This is a genomic window from Janthinobacterium sp. 344, assembly GCF_900112025.1.
GTDB lineage: Bacteria > Pseudomonadota > Gammaproteobacteria > Burkholderiales > Burkholderiaceae_D > Janthinobacterium.
In genome coordinates this window covers 69,559-87,283 of the sequence record NZ_FOKL01000007.1, presented here as the reverse complement: position 1 = coordinate 87,283, position 17,725 = coordinate 69,559, and the positions used below count along the sequence as shown (strand labels likewise).

Below are 17,725 nucleotides of genomic sequence, written 5' to 3'. Positions count from 1 at the left end.
ACCAGTCAGACCGCTCACCACCTTTGCCGCGTCCGGGGACGATGGCAAAGAAAAGCACTAGCAAAGCACCGCTGCGCAATCGCTGCAGAGCGCGCATAATGACATGTTGTCATTATCAAGGCAACATTATTATGTACAATAATGTTAATAGTTATCTTGACACTTAAAGGCTATTTTGATAATTTTTATGGCGCCGCACGGCGCATGTATTTGTGTGGTGTTGCCAATGGCTCAAAGCCGAAGCTCGCGTACAGCGCGTGCGCATCGTCGGTCGCCAGCATCCAGCCCACCTCGCGCAAGCGCACATCGTCCAGCACGGCAGCGACGATCTGACGGCCATACCCTCTTCCTTGATATTCCGGCAGCACGAACACGTCGCGCAGGTAGGCAAAGTCCGTGTAGTCGGTGACGACCCTGGCGAAGGCCACTTGCCGGTCAGCCACATAACCGCCGAAACACAAGGCATGCTCGATGCCCTTGCGCACCGTTTCCAGCGCCACGCCCCGCTTCCAGTACGACTGCTCGCTCAGATAGCGGTGGATCATGGCCACGTCCAGCTCATCGCGCCCGCTGGAGATGCGCAGTGGCGCAAACATCAGTTCTTGTACAGCATGTCGGCTTCGGCAATGCTGGGCTCGCCGAAGTACACGGTGCGCAAGCCGCCCTTGGCATCGCTGCCCATGTACACGCCCGTCATGCTGCGTTCGGCCGGATCGTACAGGATGGAATAGCGGTGGCCGCAATTGTGCGGTTCGCAGACGCTGCTGAGCAAGCGCGCCTTGCCGTCGATCTCGACCGGCTTGAGCGGACTGGTCACGCCGTTCGGCACCCAGCGCTGCCGCTTCAGGCCGGCTTTCTTGAGGGCCACGTTGAAGGCCTGGCGAAACGCGTAGTCAGCCTTGTAGACGTCGGCAAAATAGGGACAAGCCGCGCTGCCGTCACAGCTTTGCGCCTGCTCGATCAGCGACAGCTTCGGGGTGCGGGCTTGCGCCGGCACGGCGGCCAGCGCCATGGCAGCGCCGATGAATAAAGGTAGCAGCAAACGTGCGGACATGATATCTCCTGGAGCAGCAAATAATGCCGGCAGCATAGCAGAATGGCACGCCCGCCTCCACGCCGGCATCAGGGAGAACAGCGGATGCCGACCACGCCGTTGACCTTGCCCTCCGGCCAATCCGTCTGGCGCCAGCGGTAGATGCCGGGCGCGACGATGATCAGCTGCCACTCCACCAGTTTGCCATCGGCATCCTGGCGCGTTTCATTGTCGTAGCGCAAAGTCAGGCTGCGCTCCGTCTCCGCCACCACCGTCGCCGCAAAACGGTTGCCCTCGCCCAGCGTGCTTTTCCAGATGCGGTCATTGAAAATCGCCAGGCGCGCATGATCGTCAGACAGCTGCATGCGCGTAAAGTGCCGCGGCTGGTCGCAAACGCTGTTGGTATTGAAGCTGTCGGACCAGCTGCCGGACAGTTGCGTGACATCGAAGGGAGTGGTCGCGGCGGTCACGGCCGCACTCAGCAGCAAAGTTGCAAGCATAGGATATCAAAAGATAGCTAAAAGGAAAGAAATATCATGTTCGACGCAGCACTTCGGTGATGCTGGATGGCAAGGCCGGCGTGCGCCGGTGCATGCTCGCCTGCTCGTACGCAGACGCCATGGCAATCAGTTGCGGTTCCGCATGCAAGGCGCGATCAAGCACAGGCCGACGGGCAAGCCGCGCACCATGCCGGCCGGCACGATGATGCGCGGTCGTGGCATGCGCCAGCGGCGTGTCATGGCGGGCGGGGCCCGCCAGCGCAGGCGAACGGAGCTGATACGCCCGCGACTGCAGCTGCGGCGGCGGCACGCCCGCATCGAGCAGTTGGGCCAAGGGACAGGCTGGCGCCATGGGGCTGACCGGCACGGAACGCGACGCGCGCGCGGGCACGACCGCAGGCGTGCCGCCCGGATGGGCGCCATTGCGTAACAGGTGACTGCGCTGCATGGTATCTCCAGGAAACTTCAGTGTTTCTAACGCAGCAATACATGTGTCATAGCATAGCAGCCCTTGCAACTCAATTGTTGTTGAATGAAATTATTTTTAAAGCAAAAAAAAACGCTGCCCGAGGGCAGCGTTTCCTGATGATCCAGCACGGTAGCCAGCCAGGCCGGCGTGTGCCGGACCCTGCGAGCGGCGCAGTGCGGCGATCTCTTAGTTGCGTACGACACGCTTGTATTCGTTGGTGCGGGTGTCGATTTCGATGACGTCGTCCTGTGCCACGAACAGCGGCACTTGCACGGTGTGGCGGTGCGCGTCGATGGCGTTTTCGATCTTGGCTTCTTTCAGGACGTTGCCCGAAGTATTGCCCTTGACTGCAGGCTCCGAGTACACCACTTGACGGGCGATGGTCGTCGGCAGCTCAACGGAGATGGCTTTGCCGTCGTAGAAAATGGCTTCGCATTCCATGCCGTCCTTCAGGTAATGCAGTGCATCGCCCAGGTTTTCTTCTTCGATTTCGTACTGGTTGTACTCGGCGTCCATGAAGACGAACAGCGGGTCGGCGAAGTACGAATAGGTCACTGGCTTTTTGTCCAGAACAACCACGTCGAACTTGTCGTCGCCGCGGAACACGTTTTCCATCGGGGTGTTCGTCAGAAGATTTTTCATCTTCCATTTGTAGGTGAAGCCCGTGCGGCTCGAACCGTTGACATCAGAACGCAACACGATCATTGGCTTGCTGTCGACCATGATGATATTGCCAACACGAATTTCTTTTGCGGGTTTCATAGGAATGTACGTAAAAAGTGGGTTGCATGAAGACCATCTGCCGCCTGTGCGCCATCAGCGCCGCAAGCTTGCGTTTGATCGGTTAAAAATACGTGAGAAATAACCGGGCATTTTACCTTAATTTTAGGCAAGCGCCTATCTCGTCGCGCGGGCGAACGCCAGCAAGTTACTTGCCAGATCGCCATTGGCCTGCATCTGCCGCTGCCAAGCCTGGGCGCGTGCCCGGATGCGCGGCAGATCGGCCTGCAACGCGGGCCACAGCCGCGCCCACGGCAAGGCGTCCGCGCTGGCGCCATTCCAGGCCAGCGCCGCCTGCATCAGGCTATCGATGGCGCCGTCCCCATCGACCGCATAGCGCTGCAGGAAGGCGCGCAACTTTACGTGATGCAGGTTTTCATCCTGCACATAGATATGCCAGAGGAAAGGCTTGCCGGCCCACTGCGCGCGCACGAAGGAATCCTCGCCGCGCACCAGGTTCACGTCGCAGGCCCACAGCAGGCGGTCGTAATCGTCCTGCGGGACAAACGGCAGCACGCGCACGGTCAGCGCGCCGCGCGTGCGCGCCGCGCCGGCATTGGCAGCATCGTCGCCGATAAATGCCTGAACGGCGTCGAACGCGACGCCTTCCGGCACCAGACAGACGACGGGCTCGCTTCCCGCCTGCCACCCCGCGAACAGCGCGGCCACGGGCGCCGACGGATAGCAGAACAGCGACACTTTCAAGGCCGCCATGTCCGCCGCCGTCACGCCGAATTGCCCCAGGAAGGCCGCCATGGCCGCCGCATCGGCCTGGAACGCCAGGCGCCGCTCGTCCAGCGCCGCTTCGCGCAGCAGGCCGCCCGTTTTCTGCGTGAAGCCGGGGAAGAAGAAATGCTTGATCATGCCATGGCGCGGCGACGTCAGCGCATGGCAGCCCTCGACCCACTCTTCCGCCGTCAAGCCTTCCAGGTTCAGCCAGACAGGATGCGGCGCGCATTGCGCCATGGCACTGATATAGCCGGGCGGAATGTCGCAGGCGAAAAACTCGATGACGATATCGGCGACGTCGGCTGGCGCAAATACGCCATCCTGGCCGCGCCAGTGGCGCACCGTGACGCCCGATGCCTGCTGCGTTTCCGCCGCCACGTCGATGCCGGGACAGATGCGCTGGAAGCTGGGCAGGTCGTCGACCCACAGGGTGACGGCCACGCCATGCTCGCCCTGCAACTGCCGCGCAAGGCGCCAGCAAATGCCGATATCGCCGTAGTTGTCGACGACTTTGCAGAAGATGGCCAGGGATGGCGCGCGATCGGTAGGCAATGGCATATTCAAGGGAAAGAAAAAACATGGGCATGGCGGCCAACAACAAAAAAGCCGCGCTGTTACCAGGCGGCTTTTTTGTTGGCTGATTCAGCCGGTCTGGCGTCCCCAAGGGGATTCGAACCCCTGTACTCACCGTGAAAGGGTGATGTCCTAGGCCTCTAGACGATGGGGACAGAAAATCTGTCCTGGATGCGCTGCTTTGCATCCCGACCTTGTTGCTTTCGTTACTACTGGCGAATCTGGCGTCCCCAAGGGGATTCGAACCCCTGTACTCACCGTGAAAGGGTGATGTCCTAGGCCTCTAGACGATGGGGACAGAAATCTGTCCTGGATGCGCTACTTTGCATCCTGACCCGGTACTGCAGCAATCGCAGAAACAAAAAAAGCCTGACTTGTCAGGCCCATTCAGCACTGCACTCTTGCTTTATAACTAAAATCCTGGCGTCCCCAAGGGGATTCGAACCCCTGTACTCACCGTGAAAGGGTGATGTCCTAGGCCTCTAGACGATGGGGACCTGTGCTGGTTTTACTCTCAGCGGACTCTTCGTTGAAGGCTTTGCTTAGCCCCTCAAAAAAGCGTGCGCGAAGTTTAACACGAAGCGATTCACGAAATCAACTGCTGGCCTTCTTATTTTCCACCTTATTGCACTTCCCGCCCCATGGGAACGCGATGATGACAGCAATGGGAACGCGATGATGACAGCAAGAAACTGGCAATCAGTCGCCCTGGCGCAGAATATCGTCCGTGCCAACGATGCGCACATCATGCATCTGCTGCAGATAGGCTTCCAGGTAAGCCTTGTGCGACGCCCCCACCACCACCAGCACGCGCCTGCCGGGACGCGCCATCATGAGCTCGCGGATATTCGATGCCATACGCAAATTACGCGTTTCCCAGTAGGCCACGTATTTGCGGCCAAAATGCTGTGGCGATGGCTCCGCGAGCGCCGCACCGAAATCGCCGCGGAAAGCCATCTCCGCCATGGCCGGGGCATTGTGCGCGCGATACATCTCCAGCACGGCGGCCGGCGTCGTCAATGCCGCCCCCAACTCATCACTGATGCGCTTGCGCTGCGCCGCAACTGGATTGTCCCACGCCATCATGAGCGCCTCGCCGTAGGCCTTTTCAGCCAGCTCATCTTCGCCGGGCGCATCCGCCGTGTGGTCATCCATGGCATGCACCTGCTCGTGCCCGCTCTTCGCGGCCACCACGGCGGCAATCAGATAATCCTCGCCGCGCCGCTGCAGCAGCGTATTGAGCATGCCCGCCAGATTCTCATCGAGTCCGTCGCCCGCCCGCCGCTCCCCGGCCGGAAGGCGCAGCCATTGCACCAGCGCGGATGCCCGCTCGCCGCCGGCCAGGAACAAGGACGCCAGCTTACGGCGCTGCGCGGCAGATGGCGCCGCCGGCCACGCAGCCAGCAAGCGCTGCGCCTGCACCGTGGCGGCCACCACATCCAGTCCCGTCGCCGCTTGTGCGGCAGCAGGGTTCCAGCAATACAACTTGATCGTCTCCGCATAGCGTTGCGGGTAGCTGCGCAGATATGCGCATTGCAGGCCAGACAAAGCCTCGATGGCGATGGCTTGCGGCTTCCACTCCAGCAAACGCGCATTCAGCGCACTCAAATGCGCAGGATCAAACAACTTCGGCAGTTGCGACAGGTGCGGCGTGCCCAGCACCATCACTTCATTGATGCGCCCCGCCTGCAATTTATGGGCGGCGGGATCGAAGGGCGCGGCAGACGACGCAAAGGCAGGGACGCCAGCGTGAATGAAGGCGACAAACAACATGCTGGCAAATAAACGGGACATTCCACCTCCGCTGGTTATGTGATCTCATGATGGCCGGCACGCGGGAAAACTGCAACATGCCCGGTTCGGACCATGGCGATCTTAAGCAATCAATATCAAAATTCCCACTCAAACACGATGAACGGCAAAAATGGCATTCTGAAATGCAATTGGTGCGGATATGCCGCGCGCAGGCAGCAAGAAAAGATGGGGAATGAAAGAACGGCAGAAAAGAATGGCGAAAAATGCCGCTCAAGGCGACTTTGATGACTTTGATTTATTCACTACCTGCCTCTGCGCCGTTGGCGGAGGTTGGCGGGAGCTAACCCTGACCTCTTGCAGGCCATGCACGCGCCCTGGCAGCTCAGCCACATTCCCCTGAGGGGTATGGCGGAAATACCTCGCACAAATAAAAAAGCCGCTCGAGGCGACTTTGATTTATTTGCTATTTATTTTTTACCACTTGTTTCTGCGCTATTGGTGGAGGTAACGCGGGAGCTAACCGCTGACCTCTTGCATGCCATGCAAGCGCGCTAACAGCTCAGCCATATTCCCCCGAGGGGCATGGCGGAAATACCTCGCACAAATAAAAAAAGCCGCTCTAGGCGACTTTAATTATCTTGTGTTTTCTGCGCTGTTGGTGGAGGTAAGCGGGATCGAACCGCTGACCTCTTGCATGCCATGCAAGCGCTCTCCCAGCTGAGCTATACCCCCCGGGCGCAGAAACACTGCTACTACTCTTTACTACTCACAACACCAGACCGAACTGGCGTCCCCAAGGGGATTCGAACCCCTGTACTCACCGTGAAAGGGTGATGTCCTAGGCCTCTAGACGATGGGGACCACGGAACTACAGTTTGCTACTTTACTTCTGCGCTGTTGGTGGAGGTAAGCGGGATCGAACCGCTGACCTCTTGCATGCCATGCAAGCGCTCTCCCAGCTGAGCTATACCCCCCGGGCGCAGAAATAATAAAAGCCGCACTTGGCGACTTTGTTCCACTACTTGCTTTCCATCCAGAGTCCGTTTTTTACGCACCTGAACTTACAACAATCAGTACAAACAACTGCCACTACTATAACACAACTACCTGGCGTCCCCAAGGGGATTCGAACCCCTGTACTCACCGTGAAAGGGTGATGTCCTAGGCCTCTAGACGATGGGGACCGCGGAACTTCCAAACAACCTCTGCACCACTTCAACGACCAACAAACTTATGCTGGTGGAGGTAAGCGGGATCGAACCGCTGACCTCTTGCATGCCATGCAAGCGCTCTCCCAGCTGAGCTATACCCCCGTTGGTGCAGAAACAAGAGTATAGCAAAGAAGTTTCACTCTGCAAATACCCTTTTTCGTCTATGAGCAACTTTTCATAGGGGGCGATTTCTGCACGCGATTTCCATGCGATTTAACGGCGCGTGCTTACAGCCACTTTGCCAGGCGCGCCAGCACCGTCTCGCGGCCAAATACCACCACCACCTGGTCGATGGCCGGCGTCTGCAACTGGCCCGTCAGGATCAGGCGCAAAGGCATGGCCAGCAGCGGCATCTTGATGGTGTTGGCGGCCAGCACTTCCTTGATCATGGCGGCGACGGCTTCCTTGCTCCACTCCACCGTGGCGATGCGCTCGGCAAACTGCGCCAGCACGGGCTTGATCGCATCCGTGATGTGCTGCGCCGCCAGCTCCGCTTCCGGCTGCGGCTCGCGGAAGAACAGCATCGAGGCGGCGGCCAGTTCATTGACCGTGTTCGCGCGCTCCTTCATCATGCCCAGCACCAGCGCCAGGTCCGGCGCGCCTTCGAAGACGGCGCCCGCTTCCAGCATCTGCGGACGGGCGAGGTCCGCCAGGCGCGTATTGTCGGCCTGCTTGATGTAATGGTTATTGAGCCACTTGAGCTTTTCCAGGTCGAACTGCGCGGCCGACTTGGTCAGGTGGTCGAGGTTGAACCACTCGCAGAACTGCTCCACCGAGAAGACTTCATCGTCGCCATGGCTCCAGCCCAGGCGCGCCAGGTAGTTCAGCATCGACTCGGGCAGGAAGCCCTGCGCCGGGTAATCCATGACGCTGACGGCATCGCGGCGCTTCGACATCTTCTGGCCGTCCGAACCCAGTATCATCGGCAGGTGGCCATACAAAGGCAGCGGCGCGTTGATGGCGCGCAGGATGTTGATCTGGCGTGGCGTGTTGTTGACGTGGTCATCGCCGCGCAGCACGTGCGTGATGCCCATGTCCCAGTCGTCGACGGCGACGCAGAAGTTATAGGTTGGCGTGCCGTCCGGGCGCGCGATCACCAGGTCGTCCAGTTCGCGGTTCGAAATCGTGATCGTGCCCTTGACCACATCGTCCCAGCTCACGTCGCCGTCGAGCGGATTCTTGAAGCGCACGACGGGCTTGCGGTCGGCAGGGATGGCCGGCAGGGTCTTGCCCGGCTCCGGGCGCCAGGTGCCGTCGTAGCGCGGCTTGTCGCCAGCGGCGCGCATGCGCTCGCGCATCGCTTCGACTTCATCGGGCGACGAGTAGCAATGGTAGGCAGTACCCTCGGCCAGCATCTGCGCCACCACTTCGCGGTAGCGGTCCATGCGGGCCATCTGGTAGAACGGGCCTTCGTCGTGGTCCAGGCCCAGCCACTGCATGCCTTCGATGATGGCTTGCACGGCTTCCGGCGTCGAACGCTCCACGTCCGTGTCTTCGATGCGCAGCACGAAGGTGCCGCCGAAGTGACGGGCAAAGGCCCAGCTGTACAAAGCGGTGCGGGCGCCGCCCAGGTGCAGATAGCCGGTCGGGCTGGGGGCGAAACGGGTGCGGACAGGAGTAGCGGTTGTGGTCATCGAAGTAATCAGGCCTGAATAAGTAAAACGCCATTTTACTCTGTTGACCGCCGCCGCTCCACAAGCACCGTCACAGTTGCAGCAAGCGCCTTTTTACTTCCTCCGCCTGCGCATGCAGCGCCTGCTCGAACAGGGCCACCAGCTGCGACAAGGGCCGGTGCAAGGGCTTCACCAGGTTCACGGTGAACGGCAGCGACACGCCAAAGCGGCGGATCTGCAGGCCCTGCCCCGCGTAATCGAGCGCCGTCAGCGGATTGACGATGGCCAGGCCCACGCCTTCGCGCACCATGGCGCAGACGGAAGCGGCGCTGTGCGTGTCGAGCGCCATGCGCCGCTCCACGCCTGCCTGCGCGAAGATGGCGTCGATCTGCTGGCGGTACGGGTCGACGGCGGCCAGGCTGATAAAGGGCTGGCCCGCGAAATCGGCCGGCTGCAGCACCGCCTTGCCGGCGAGCGCATGGCCGTCCGGCAGCACGCACACTTCATCGACCGACATCAGCACGTCAAACACGGTGCCCGGCGGCGCGCTGCCCACTTCCGTCAGGCCGATGTCATGGCGCTGCGCCGACAGCCACTCCTCCAGCAGCGGCGACTCCTGCGGCGTGATGCTGATGCTGACCTTGGGAAAGTCGGCCACAAAACGCTTGCAGGCCTGCGGCAGCAAGGACTGGGAAAACACGGGCAGGCAGGCGATCGACAACTGCCCCTGGTCGAACTGGCGCAGGGCCGTGGCCGTGCTGACGATACGCTCCAGGCCAAAATATGCGCGCTGTACTTCCTCGAACAGCTGCAGCGCCTGCGCCGTGGGACGCAGGCGCCCCCGTTCGCGCTCGAACAGGGTCAGGCCCGTCAAGTGTTCAAGACGCGCCAGCTCGCGGCTGACGGTGGGCTGCGAGGTGTGCAGCATGGCGGCGGCGGCCGTCACGCTGCCCGTCGTCATGATGGCCCGAAAAACCTCGATATGGCGCAAGGAAATAGTCATGCCCATATCATAAATGAATAAGGTAGCCTCAAATAGATATTTTATATTCGATGCGTAATAGCTCATCATGCAGTCATCCTCCCATTTCCCCGAAAGCACACGATGAAGCCCGTCACCGACCAGACCCTCGCCCAACTCGCCCAGGAACACGGCACGCCATTGTGGGTGTATGACGCGGCAACCATCCGCGCGCGCATCGCCCAGCTGGCGCAATTCGACACGGTGCGCTTCGCGCAAAAGGCCAATTCGAACATCCATTTGCTGACCCTGATGCGCGAGGCGGGCGTGCACGTGGATGCCGTCTCGCTGGGCGAGATCGAGCGCGCGCTGCAGGCGGGCTTCACGCCGGCGCAAACCGACGGCGCCGCCGGCGTCGTGTTCACCTGCGACCTGTTCGACCGCGCCACCCTGGCGCGCGTGGTGGACGCGAAGATCGAAGTCAATTGCGGCTCCGTCGACATGCTGCGCCAGCTGGGCCCCGTCTCTGCCGGCCACCGCGTCTGGCTGCGCATCAATCCGGGCTTTGGCCATGGCCACAGCAACAAGACCAATACGGGCGGCGAAAACAGCAAGCACGGCATCTGGCACGAAGAACTGCCGGAGGCGCTGGCCGTCATCCGCGCGCATGGGCTGCACCTGGTGGGCCTGCACATGCACATCGGCTCGGGCGTCGACTACAGCCACCTGGAAACCGTCTGCGGCACCATGGTCGGCCTGGTGAAGAACATGGGCCACGACATCGAAGCCATTTCCACGGGCGGCGGCCTGTCCGTGCCTTACCGCGACGGCGAGCAGCCCGTCGACACGGACCACTACTTCCAGCTGTGGGATGCGGCGCGCAAGCAGATCGAGGCGCACCTGGGCCACGCCGTGCACCTGGAAATCGAACCGGGCCGCTTCCTGGTGGCCGACAGCGGCCTGCTGGTGGCCGAAGTGCGCGCCACCAAGCAAATGGGCGGCAACCACTTCACCCTGCTCGACACGGGCTTCAATGAGCTGATGCGCCCGGCCATGTACGGCAGCTACCACGCCATGTCCGTCATCGCGCATGACGGCCGCGCACTGGACGTGCAGCGGGCCACCGTCGTCGGCGGCCCCCTGTGCGAATCGGGCGACGTGTTTACCCAGCGCGACGGCGGCGTGGTGGAAACGCGCCTGCTCCCGGCAGCGCAGGTGGGCGATTACGTGGTCTTCGAAGGCGCGGGCGCATATGGCGCGTCGATGTCGTCGAACTACAACAGCCGTCCGCATGCGGCGGAATACCTGGTCGACGGAGATGCTTCGCGCCTGATCCGCCGCCGCCAGACGGTGGCGGAACTGATCGCGCTGGAACAACTCTAAACAGTTTCAAACACGCGCCCGCGTGCGGGCATGCGCATCTGCTACCATCGGCACAACTCGATGAAAGCCCGCCATGCCCGTCAACACCCCCGCCCTCCCCCGCCGCGCCAGCTTCGCGCTGCCGCTGCTGCTATCGCTCCTCCTTGCCGGCTGCGCCTCGCTGCCATCGCTGGAAGGCCGCATGGCGTCCAGCGTCATCACCGGCACGGCCGACACGCAGCTGGGCGCGGCCATCGCGCCGCTGACGGCGCAGCATCCGGGCGTATCCGGCATCTACCCGCTGGCCGACGGGCGCGATGCGTTTGCCGCGCGCGCCATGCTGGCCGCCGCCGCCCAGCGCAGCCTGGACGTGCAGTATTACATCTGGCACAAGGACATCACGGGCACCCTGCTGTTCGACGCCCTGCGCCAGGCGGCGGAGCGGGGCGTGCGCGTGCGCCTGCTGCTCGACGATAACAACACTTCGGGTCTGGACCAGACCCTGACGATGCTGGCCAAGCAGAAAAATATCGAAATCCGCCTGTTCAATCCTTTTGTGCCCCGTTCGCCGCGCGCGCTGGCCTTTGTCACCGATTTCTCGCGCGTCAACCGGCGCATGCACAACAAATCGTTCACGGCCGATAACCAGGCCACCATCGTCGGCGGGCGCAATGTCGGCGATGAATACTTTGGCGCCGCCGGCGACGTGCTGTTCGCCGACCTCGATGTGCTGGCCGTCGGCCCCGTCGTCGACGAGGTGTCGCATGAATTCGACCGCTACTGGAACAGCCCCTCAGCGTATCCGGCGCAGCTGCTGCTGACCAAGCCCGTGGCAGGCGACGCGGCCACCATCGCCGCCGAAGCGGACCGCATCGACGACACCAAGGCAGCCGAGGCATACGTGCAGGCGCTGCGCACCTCGCCCTTCGTCAGGCAGCTGATGGATCGCCAGCTGGCGTTCGAATGGGCCAAAACGCGCATGATCAGCGACGACCCGGCCAAGGTGCTGGACCAGGCCAGGCCAGGCACGGGCGTGGCGGAAAACCTGGAAAACCTGCTGGGCGTGCCGGAAAAGGAACTGGACCTGATTTCGCCGTATTTCGTGCCCGGCAAGGCGGGCACCAAGGCGTTTGCCGACCTGGCGCACAAGGGCGTGGGCGTGCGCGTGCTGACGAACGCGCTGGAAGCGACCGACGTGGCGGCCGTGCATGCCGGTTATGCGAAGTGGAGAAAGCCGCTGCTGGAAGCGGGCGTGCTGCTGTATGAATCGCGCCGCTCGTGGGAGGAAGGCGACGCGCGCGAGCAGCCTGGCCGCTTCGGCAGCTCCGCATCGAGCCTGCACGCGAAGACCTTTTCCGTCGACGACCGGCGCATCTTCGTGGGATCGTTCAATTTCGATCCCCGCTCCGTCGAATTGAACACGGAAATGGGCCTCGTCATCGACAGCCCCGTGCTGGCGCGCCAGCTGGGCCAGGCCATGCGCACCACGATCCCGCAGCGCGCCTACCAGGTGCTGCTGGCGCCCGACGGTTCGCTGTACTGGATCGCCCGCAACGCCAACGGCAGCACCACCCGCTACGATACGGAACCGGGCACCAGCATCTGGAAGCGCATGGGCGTGGCGATTTTGTCGGTGCTGCCGATAGACTGGCTGCTGTAAGCTTTTCCGGGGGCAGACCCCAGGCAACCCGCATGCAAACCCTGGGGTCGGCCCCTCAGGGTCCGACCCCGGCATTTTCGCCGCTGGGTTCTTTTACCGCACCGCTTCCGTCAGAATGCGCCCTTCCGACGCCGATGGCTGGCGGATGCGCAGCAGGTGGGCGAGCGTAGGCGCGATGTCGACCACCTCCGCGTATTCGCCATACGCGCCCGGCTTGATCCAGCGCGGGCCGAAGACCATCAGCGGCACGTTCGTGTCATACGTGTACGGCGAACCGTGCGAGGTGCCGCCCACGCCCTTGCCAAAGTACCAGGCCGGCTTCGTCACGACCATCAGGTCGCCCGACAGCTGGCGGTTCCAGGCGCGGCGCATCAAGGTGTCCATGCGCGTGGCGACGGCGCCCGATTCCATCTGCGTGCGCGTGTAGACCTGCGCCATGCCGTCCTGTTCGAGCAGGAAGCGGGCCGCCGCGTTTTCCAGGTCGGCGCGCTGGATGCCGCTCTTTTGCGCCAGCGCGTAATCGAGATAGATGTTCGGCATCGACCACGTCGTCACCAGCTTGTCCACGCCCAGCGCGCCGGCCAGGTACTGGTTCAGGCTTGCCGCCAGCTTGTCGCCGTCGATGCGCTTGGCCGAGATGCCGCGCGCTTGCGTAAATTCCGGCACGTTGGCAAAGCCATGGTCGGCCGTCAGCACGACAACGACATTGTCCATGCCGACCTTTTTATCGAGGTCGGCAAAGAAGCCCGCCAGCATGCGGTCCAGCCGCTGCAGGTGGTCGTGCGACATCTTACTTTCCGGGCCATAGGCGTGATTCACGTAGTCGTGCGCGGACAGGCTCACGCCCAGGATGTCGGGCACGCCGGCCGGGTTGCGGCCCAGCTGCTCGCCATCGACGGCGGCGCGGGCGAATTCCAGGGTCAGCTCGTCGAGGAAGGGACCGGACTTCAGGCGGCTGTAGTAGTCGCCATCGAGGTTGCCGCTGTCGCTGTAGTAGGCGAACGGGAAGGTGTTGCGCGCGCCAGGCTTGGCGGCCACGATGTCGTCGCGCGCATCGCTGGCGTAGGCGCTGTCGGCCAGCAGCGGCGTCCAGCTCTTGCCGTAGTAGCGGTCCTGCGGCTTGGCCGCCTGGTAGCGCTGCACCCATTGCGGATGCTGCTGCATATAATAGGTGCTGCTGGCGAAATTGCCCGTCTTTTCCATGTACATATAGGCCGTGCCCGTTTTCCCGGCCAGCAGGATGGCGCCGCGGTCCTTGCCCGAAACGGTGATGACCTTGGCCTTGTCGCCCGTGGCGTAGCGCAGCTCGTCGCCGAGGGTGCTCACGCGCAGCTTGGCCGGCGACGTGCCGTCGTCCGGCTTGGTCTCTTCGCCGATGTAGTGGAAATTGCCGTCCTCGGTGCAATACACGGATTTTTTCGTCACGGGATCGATCCAGTTATTGCCGATCACGCCATGCTGGTACGGATAGGCGCCCGACAGGACGGCCGAGTGGCCGATGGCCGTCACCGTGATGCCATGCGCCTGGTGCGCGTCGCTGAACCACGCGCCCTGTTCCAGCAGGCGGCGCAAACCGCCCTGGCCGAACTGGTCGCGGTAGCGCGTCACCTGCTCCTGCGGCAAGCCGTCGACCACCAGCACCACGACCAGCTTGGGCTGCGCCACGGCGCCAGGGGCAGCCTTGGCCGCATATGCCTGGCACGCGGCCACGCTCGACACCAGCAGCAGCGCGTGCGCCAGTTGCCGGGAAAGGGAGAAATTCGTTGTCATATCCGCTCATCAGAAGTTAGGCCACCGGGCAGCATACGCCTGCCATATGACACCACCATGACAAAACTCAGCCCTTCGGCGCAAAGCGCCGCAGCACGTCCTGCAACTGGCGCATGTCGTACGGCTTGCGCAGGATCACGGCGCCGGGCATTTCGGCCTGCTGGTCCTGTCCGGATGCGAACACCAGGCCCGTTCCGGGCCAGCGCGCGCGCACCTGCGAGGCCAGCGCTTCGCCCGACATGCCCGGCAAGCCGATATCGGTGATCATGACGTCGACGGCACTGTCGCCCAGCATGGCGATGGCGCTTTCCCCATCGGTCGCATCCAGCACGGCGTGGCCCAGGTAGCCCAGCAGCTCGGCCGTCGTCACGCGGGTCAGCTCGTCGTCCTCCACCAGCAGGATGCGCAATCCGGCCGGCGCGCTGGCGGGCGGCGCCGTTGCCAGGGTCGCCTGCTGGCGCGCCGCCAGCTTGCGCTGCTGCTGGTTGGCCAGCACATGGCGTATCTTGCGCGCCATCGCCGTGCGCGTGTAGGGCTTGCCCAGCAGTTCGACGCCGGCATCGAGGCGGCCGCCATGCACGATGGCGTTTTCCGTATAACCGGAAGTGAACAGCACGGCCAGGTCGGGCAGGTGCTCGCGGGCCTGGCGCGCCAGCTCCGGGCTGCGCAGGGGACCGGGCATGACCACGTCGGTAAACAGCAGGTCGATGGGCATGCCGCTCTTGACGATATCGAGGGCGGCCACCGCTTCGGGCGCCTGCAGCACGCGGTAGCCCAGTTCGCCCAGCAGGCCGATGACGGTATGGCGCACCTCGGCATCGTCTTCCACCACCAGGATGGTTTCCGTGCCGCCCACCGCCACGCGCAGGTCGGGCGGCTGCGCCACGTCTTCCTCGCCCATGGCGCGCGGCAGGTACAGCTTGACGCTGGTGCCGTTGCCCACTTCGCTGTAGATCTTCACGTGGCCGCCCGACTGCTTGACGAAACCGAACACCATCGACAGGCCCAGGCCCGTGCCCTGCCCTTCCGGCTTGGTCGAGAAAAACGGGTCGAAGGCCTGGCGCAGCACGTCGTCGCTCATGCCGCTGCCCGTGTCGCTGACGGCGATCATCACGTATTCGCCGGGCGCCACGTCGGCATGCTGTGCCACATAATCCTGTCCCAGCACGGCATTGGCCAGCTCGATGGTCAGCTTGCCGCTGCCGCCCATGGCATCGCGCGCATTGATGCACAGGTTAAGCACCGCGTTTTCCACCTGCGCCACGTCGGCCAGGACTTTCCACAGCCCCTCCGGCATGGCCATGTCGATATCGATTTCCTCGCCCAGGCTGCGCCGCAGCATGTCATCCATGGCGGCGATATGCGCGCCGATGCGCACCACCTTCGGTTCCAGCGCCTGGCGCCGGCCGAACGCCAGCAGGTAGCTGGCCAGCTTGGCGCCCCGCGTCACGCCGCCCAGCGCGCTGGCGATGCGCTGCTGCGCCCGCGCGCTGTCGCCCACCTCGGTGGCCAGCAGCTGCAGATTGCCCGAGATGACTTGCAGCAGGTTGTTGAAATCGTGCGCCACGCCGCCCGTCAGCTTGCCGATGGTGTCCATTTTCTGCGCCTGCTGCAGCGCCAGTTCGCTGCGCCGCATGACCTCGGCCGCCTCGCGTTCATCCGTGATGTCGCGCCCCACCGCATGCGTGAAGCCGCCTTCATGCGCGCCCGTCCAGGCGATCATGCTGTCGCCGCCATCGGCGCGCCGGAACAGGGCCTCGCAACGGAATGCGCCCTGGCTGCCGACCGACGCATCGAGCGCGGCGGCCACCAGCGCGCCACTCTCGCCGGGCAGGAAATCGGCCAGGCGCCTGCCGATCACATGCTCCTCGCGCCAGCCCAGCAAGGTGCTGAAGGCGGGATTGACAGCCACCACATGGCCATCGAGGCTGGCCACCAGCATGATGTCGCTGGCCAGGCGCCACATGCGGTCGCGCTCCTCCGTGCGCGCATCGACCTGGCGCGCCAGCAGTTCATTCGCCGTTTTCTGGTCCTCGATATCCGTGTTCGTGCCGATCCAGCGCTGCAGGGCGCCGTCCGCGCCGCGCACCGGCGTGGCGCGCACCAGGTGCCAGCGATACACGCCGTCATGGCGGCGCACGCGGAACTGCGTTTCATAGACCTCGCCCGCCAGCACCGCCTGCTGCCATGCCTGGCCGGCCGTGAGCACGTCATCCGGATGCACGATGCTGCCCCAGCGGTTGCCATCGAGCTCGCCCGCGCGCGCGCCGCTGTACGCATACACGCGCTCATTGAACCAGTCGAGGATGCCGTCGGGCGAGGCCGCCCATACCTGGTTCGGCAAGGCTTGCGCCGTCATGCGGAAGGTGCTTTCGCTGTCGCGCATGGCCTGCTCGGCGGCCACGCGGTCGGTCACGTCGGCGCCCTGCACGAAGATGCCGAAGACGGCGCCGTCGTCATCCTTCATCGGCTGGTAGACGAAATCGAGGAAGCGCCTGCTGGGCGCGCGGCCGTCGCTGGTCTCGACGCTGAACGGCATGGCCGTGCCGGTATACGTCTCGCCAGTCGCATACAGGCCGTCAAGCAAGGCGACAAAGCCCTGCCGCGCCGCCTCGGGCAAGGCGTCGCGCACGCTGTGTCCCAGCACGTCGCGCTGATTCACCAGCGACATGTAGGCGCGGTTGGCCAGGGTGAAGACGTGCTCGGGTCCCGTCAGCATGGCGACAAAGCCGGGCGCCTGCTCGAACATGGCGCGCATGCGCTCATGCTCGCCCTGGCGCCAGCGCTGCGCGCGCACCGTTTCCGTCGTGTCGTAGACGATGGCCAGCACGCCGGCCGGCACGCCATCGAGGTCGGGCACGGGCGAGTAATCGAGATTGAAGCAGACGCGCTCCGGCGCGGCGCCGCGCGTGATGGTCATTTCGATATCCGTATAGTGCAGCGAGTCGCCCGCCATGACCGTGCGCAGCACCTGCGCATTGAAGTCGGCCGCCTCGGGCCAGGCCAGCAAGCTCGACATGCCGAGGGCGGCGGGATGGCGTTCGCCCGCCACCACGGCATACGCGTCGTTATAGATGAGGATACCCGTCTCGCCCCACATGCTGGCCATGGCGATCGGCGAACGCAGCAGCATGGCCACGGCCGTGCGCATGTGCGCCGGCCAGGCGGCCGCCGGCCCCAGCGCGGTGCGCGACCAGTCGTAGCCGTCGATCATCCGCCCCAGCTTGCCGCCGCCCCGCAAAAAGGCATGGCGGGTGGAAGGGGAACGGGCGCTGGAATTATTCATGGGTGGGCAATGAGGACCGGAAA

General features: G+C 63.4%; 13 protein-coding genes and 8 tRNA genes. 2 read left to right on the top strand and 19 right to left on the bottom strand.

Annotated features, from left to right (window positions below; translation table 11 throughout):
• Positions 1-185: 185 nt before the first annotated feature.
• From BM193_RS18895 to BM193_RS18815, 17 genes are all read right to left on the bottom strand, one after another.
• Positions 186-596, bottom strand: coding sequence for a GNAT family N-acetyltransferase (locus BM193_RS18895; RefSeq protein WP_092799725.1), 411 nt, complete (start codon positions 594-596; stop codon positions 186-188).
• Positions 596-1,054 carry an Ivy family c-type lysozyme inhibitor gene (locus tag BM193_RS18890; RefSeq protein WP_175533348.1) on the bottom strand — a complete coding sequence of 153 codons (459 nt, stop codon included), beginning with the start codon at positions 1,052-1,054 and terminating at the stop codon, positions 596-598. Before BM193_RS18890 ends, BM193_RS18895 begins: the two co-directional genes overlap by 1 nt.
• 68 nt (positions 1,055-1,122) lie before the next feature.
• Positions 1,123-1,533 (bottom strand): hypothetical protein, encoded by a 411-nt coding sequence (locus tag BM193_RS18885; RefSeq protein ID WP_139176227.1) that lies wholly within the window; start codon positions 1,531-1,533, stop codon positions 1,123-1,125.
• Between the two features lie 34 nt (positions 1,534-1,567).
• Positions 1,568-1,981, bottom strand: coding sequence for a hypothetical protein (locus BM193_RS18880; protein ID WP_092799731.1), 414 nt, complete (start codon positions 1,979-1,981; stop codon positions 1,568-1,570).
• Between the two features lie 207 nt (positions 1,982-2,188).
• Positions 2,189-2,764 (bottom strand): elongation factor P, encoded by a 576-nt coding sequence (locus BM193_RS18875; RefSeq protein ID WP_092799733.1) that lies wholly within the window; start codon positions 2,762-2,764, stop codon positions 2,189-2,191.
• A 135-nt stretch (positions 2,765-2,899) separates the two neighbouring features.
• The gene (gene earP, locus BM193_RS18870; protein ID WP_254786316.1) at positions 2,900-4,063 is read right to left on the bottom strand and encodes an elongation factor P maturation arginine rhamnosyltransferase EarP; all 1,164 of its coding nucleotides are present in this window, start codon (positions 4,061-4,063) and stop codon (positions 2,900-2,902) included.
• Between the two features lie 100 nt (positions 4,064-4,163).
• A tRNA-Glu gene (locus tag BM193_RS18865) sits at positions 4,164-4,239 on the bottom strand.
• 67 nt (positions 4,240-4,306) lie between these two features.
• Positions 4,307-4,382 (bottom strand) — tRNA-Glu (locus BM193_RS18860).
• 123 nt (positions 4,383-4,505) lie between these two features.
• A tRNA-Glu gene (locus tag BM193_RS18855) sits at positions 4,506-4,581 on the bottom strand.
• A gap of 202 nt (positions 4,582-4,783) precedes the next feature.
• Complete coding sequence (locus BM193_RS18850) at positions 4,784-5,878, bottom strand: DUF5694 domain-containing protein (RefSeq protein ID WP_092799737.1); 1,095 nt, start codon at positions 5,876-5,878, stop codon at positions 4,784-4,786.
• Positions 5,879-6,495: 617 nt separating this feature from the next.
• Positions 6,496-6,571 (bottom strand) — tRNA-Ala (locus BM193_RS18845).
• A 53-nt stretch (positions 6,572-6,624) separates the two neighbouring features.
• Positions 6,625-6,700: transfer RNA gene (locus BM193_RS18840), tRNA-Glu, on the bottom strand.
• Between the two features lie 37 nt (positions 6,701-6,737).
• Positions 6,738-6,813: transfer RNA gene (locus tag BM193_RS18835), tRNA-Ala, on the bottom strand.
• Between the two features lie 134 nt (positions 6,814-6,947).
• Positions 6,948-7,023 (bottom strand) — tRNA-Glu (locus tag BM193_RS18830).
• Positions 7,024-7,076: 53 nt separating this feature from the next.
• Positions 7,077-7,152, bottom strand: a tRNA-Ala gene (locus tag BM193_RS18825).
• A 125-nt stretch (positions 7,153-7,277) separates the two neighbouring features.
• The gene (gene gltX, locus BM193_RS18820; RefSeq protein WP_092799739.1) at positions 7,278-8,684 is read right to left on the bottom strand and encodes a glutamate--tRNA ligase; all 1,407 of its coding nucleotides are present in this window, start codon (positions 8,682-8,684) and stop codon (positions 7,278-7,280) included.
• 70 nt (positions 8,685-8,754) lie between these two features.
• Positions 8,755-9,666 (bottom strand): LysR family transcriptional regulator, encoded by a 912-nt coding sequence (locus tag BM193_RS18815; RefSeq protein ID WP_092799899.1) that lies wholly within the window; start codon positions 9,664-9,666, stop codon positions 8,755-8,757.
• Between the two features lie 102 nt (positions 9,667-9,768).
• Here BM193_RS18815 and lysA point away from each other — a divergent pair, with 102 nt between their 5' ends.
• The gene (gene lysA / locus BM193_RS18810) at positions 9,769-11,007 is read left to right on the top strand and encodes a diaminopimelate decarboxylase (protein ID WP_092799741.1); all 1,239 of its coding nucleotides are present in this window, start codon (positions 9,769-9,771) and stop codon (positions 11,005-11,007) included.
• A gap of 73 nt (positions 11,008-11,080) precedes the next feature.
• A complete protein-coding gene (locus tag BM193_RS18805; RefSeq protein WP_092799743.1) occupies positions 11,081-12,646 on the top strand; it encodes a phospholipase D family protein in 1,566 nt (521 codons plus the stop codon).
• A 93-nt stretch (positions 12,647-12,739) separates the two neighbouring features.
• Here BM193_RS18805 and BM193_RS18800 read toward each other — a convergent pair whose 3' ends face one another.
• Together BM193_RS18800 and BM193_RS18795 are read right to left on the bottom strand one after the other, a co-directional pair.
• Positions 12,740-14,416 (bottom strand): alkaline phosphatase family protein, encoded by a 1,677-nt coding sequence (locus tag BM193_RS18800; protein WP_092799745.1) that lies wholly within the window; start codon positions 14,414-14,416, stop codon positions 12,740-12,742.
• A gap of 67 nt (positions 14,417-14,483) precedes the next feature.
• Positions 14,484-17,702 (bottom strand): hybrid sensor histidine kinase/response regulator, encoded by a 3,219-nt coding sequence (locus tag BM193_RS18795; protein WP_175533347.1) that lies wholly within the window; start codon positions 17,700-17,702, stop codon positions 14,484-14,486.
• Positions 17,703-17,725 lie beyond the last annotated feature (23 nt).

What these genes read in the sequence shown, in the direction of transcription:
- BM193_RS18890 (WP_175533348.1), bottom strand. Translation starts at nt 1,054, where the DNA reads ATGTCCGCACGTTTGCTGCTACCTTTATTCATCGGCGCTGCCATGGCG.
- BM193_RS18885 (WP_139176227.1), bottom strand. Translation starts at nt 1,533, where the DNA reads ATGCTTGCAACTTTGCTGCTGAGTGCGGCCGTGACCGCCGCGACCACT.
- gltX (WP_092799739.1), bottom strand. Translation starts at nt 8,684, where the DNA reads ATGACCACAACCGCTACTCCTGTCCGCACCCGTTTCGCCCCCAGCCCG.
- BM193_RS18815 (WP_092799899.1), bottom strand. Translation starts at nt 9,666, where the DNA reads ATGACTATTTCCTTGCGCCATATCGAGGTTTTTCGGGCCATCATGACG.
- BM193_RS18875 (WP_092799733.1), bottom strand. Translation starts at nt 2,764, where the DNA reads ATGAAACCCGCAAAAGAAATTCGTGTTGGCAATATCATCATGGTCGAC.
- lysA (WP_092799741.1), top strand. Translation starts at nt 9,769, where the DNA reads ATGAAGCCCGTCACCGACCAGACCCTCGCCCAACTCGCCCAGGAACAC.
- BM193_RS18895 (WP_092799725.1), bottom strand. Translation starts at nt 596, where the DNA reads ATGTTTGCGCCACTGCGCATCTCCAGCGGGCGCGATGAGCTGGACGTG.
- BM193_RS18795 (WP_175533347.1), bottom strand. Translation starts at nt 17,702, where the DNA reads ATGAATAATTCCAGCGCCCGTTCCCCTTCCACCCGCCATGCCTTTTTG.
- BM193_RS18800 (WP_092799745.1), bottom strand. Translation starts at nt 14,416, where the DNA reads ATGACAACGAATTTCTCCCTTTCCCGGCAACTGGCGCACGCGCTGCTG.
- BM193_RS18805 (WP_092799743.1), top strand. Translation starts at nt 11,081, where the DNA reads ATGCCCGTCAACACCCCCGCCCTCCCCCGCCGCGCCAGCTTCGCGCTG.
- BM193_RS18850 (WP_092799737.1), bottom strand. Translation starts at nt 5,878, where the DNA reads ATGTCCCGTTTATTTGCCAGCATGTTGTTTGTCGCCTTCATTCACGCT.
- BM193_RS18880 (WP_092799731.1), bottom strand. Translation starts at nt 1,981, where the DNA reads ATGCAGCGCAGTCACCTGTTACGCAATGGCGCCCATCCGGGCGGCACG.